The organism is Geobacter hydrogenophilus (assembly GCF_018501225.1).
GTDB classification, from domain to species: Bacteria; Desulfobacterota; Desulfuromonadia; order Geobacterales; family Geobacteraceae; genus Geobacter; species Geobacter hydrogenophilus.
In genome coordinates, this window is sequence record NZ_JAHCZI010000025.1 from 1 (window position 1) to 2,232 (window position 2,232).

At 55.1% G+C, this 2,232-nt stretch carries 2 protein-coding genes; one reads left to right on the forward strand and one right to left on the reverse strand.

The window, feature by feature from the left end:
- Positions 1–200 precede the first annotated feature (200 nt).
- Positions 201–407 (forward strand): hypothetical protein, encoded by a 207-nt coding sequence (locus KI811_RS18340; protein ID WP_214187913.1) that lies wholly within the window; start codon positions 201–203, stop codon positions 405–407.
- A 271-nt stretch (positions 408–678) separates the two neighbouring features.
- Here KI811_RS18340 and KI811_RS18345 read toward each other — a convergent pair whose 3' ends face one another.
- Positions 679–2,169 carry a cytochrome c3 family protein gene (locus KI811_RS18345; RefSeq protein WP_214187914.1) on the reverse strand — a complete coding sequence of 497 codons (1,491 nt, stop codon included), beginning with the start codon at positions 2,167–2,169 and terminating at the stop codon, positions 679–681.
- Between the last annotated feature and the right edge of the window lie 63 nt (positions 2,170–2,232).

Sequence of the window (2,232 nt, forward strand, 5' to 3'; positions counted from 1 at the left end):
ACGCCGGCAAGCAGGAGCAGGCGGGTAAACCCTTTGATTCCCATTCAGTGGACCTCCTTTCTCTCAAAATCAGCAACTTCACTAGGTGCGAACCTCCGGTAATCTCCTCTCACCTCCCTTGTCCCGGTGTCGCTTTCTTAACCACAAAACAAGGTTGACACTTTGATCCCTCAAACCTCGAAGAGTTCGTCGGGGAACGAATGAACACCCTTGATATGATGCAAGCACTTACTTACATTAAGCAGGCAAAAAATATGCCGCTCGCCGGCACTCGATCTTTCATTAAGCAAAAAGAGCGCCACGATTTTTCCAACAACGGGACGGGTCTATGCGGTTGTCGCAAGGGAAAGAAAAACTTAAGGCAGGTCAATGCATACACGTTCGAAAGAAAAAAGGTACGCTACTAAAACAAAAATAAAACCGGACACCTACTGTATCTCCCCACATATATCTCCCGCTCCTGCCTGAGCGAACAGAGATGGAATTTTCAGTAAATTGGAATCCAGGTCATAAATTTCAAACAGTCTAATATATGATTAGGCAAATATTTGTATGCACTATATTTTTGACAGGCAAGTGACAAAATTTGGTTACCAATTTTGTCAGGCCATTCGGTGTTATCTGTCACAAAAAAAGCCCCCGCTTCGGCGGGGGCTTTTCCTCTGCATACGGCAAGCATTACGGACGTGTTACGGTCACCGCGCCCGTTGCTGTGGCGCTGGCACCGAACCAGACGGCCGCTTTCGGGTACGTCGTGGCGTTTATGGTGATGGTACCGTCGAGCGTGTTGTTGTCAAGGGCATCGATGGAATCAAACAGGAGACGCTTGACATAGAAGCGGTTGTGGACATACCCGCCGGGGTCTTCCGTCGGGAGTTGCGAGTTCTGGAATGCGCCATACTCGTTGTTCGGCATTCCGGCAGAGTACGTAATTGCAGCATTTTTGTAGTTCGTGATCGTATTGGCCAGATAGGCCTTCAGAATCGTGCCGGCCTGCTGGTAACCGGCTGACTCTTCCACAAGCGTGGCAGCGGTCATGGAGGTACCGTGGCAGGTATTGCAGACAGCCTGCGATTTGATGGCGGTAATGACGCCGGTGGCATCCTTAGTTACGGCTTCGAAGGTGTGACTGTTCGTCGCCTTCATGTGGCAGCTGACGCACGGACCGGAGCCGTCAGTTAGGCCGATTGTGTCGTGCTTGAAGAAGACCGGCTTCGCGTAGCTGAGGCCGGCAAACTCGTAACCAAGGTGGGTGAATTCCGCAAACAGGTCGGCGCCGGTCGGTGCGTGGTGACCCGCGAACCGCGAAGACCGGGCGGATTGGCCGTTGCCGCGGCCGCTGTGGCAGACGAGGCAGAGGTTGGAGTCCTTGGCATCCGGCAGAGTGATCACAACAGCATTGTAGGTGTACTCAAGGGTTTGGGCCCCAATAGCGCGACGAGTCCAGCTGTAGTTGGTATGGCATGCCGAACACATGATAGTTTCGTTCTTCTTGTCATTGCTCATGATCGGGCCGCCAGCGGTAACGACACCGTTCAGAACCGTCACGCCGCCGTTGGTGAACTTCTTGTAGCCTGTGGTGGTGTGGCACTTGGAGCAGGCATCACGTGATGAAGTGGTCCACGGATAGTGGGAGTTGACGCTGCTGGCGCTGGCGTTGCCTGGGACGTACGTGACGTTACCGTGGCCGGACTCGGCCCAATCCCGGTTGTACTGGATGAGGGAGGTGGTATCGTGCGGGTTGTGGCACTGGCGGCACTGCACGCCGGCGGCATCGCTCTGGCTCACAAACTGGGCCGCGAGGCTGGTCGTGTAGTTAGCAAAGTGGGGAGATCCCAGCCTTGTCGTCGTATGGCAGGTGGCACACTGGGTATCCTGAACCGCTGCTACGATGGAACCGCCATTCGGGTGGCCACTGTTGGTGTGGCAGTCTGTGCAGGCCGCGCCGGACTTGGTGTTGTGGGCAGACTTCTTCCACTCCTCGACGATCAGGGCGCCAGTGACCGGCGAGATCTTGTTCGTGGCGTGACAGCTGATACAGGCTGCCGACGCCTGGAAAGTGGCGCTCTGCTGATCAAGATTTCCTTCCCGGTTGTCGCTGCCGCAGCCATACATGGCGAGCATCGCCGCCGTTCCCAGCAACAGGGTCAGACTATTAGACAACTTCATGTGGCGTACCTCCTTGTTGTGGTGTGAGACTAGAGCGTGTGGCACTTCCGGCATGACCGGTCG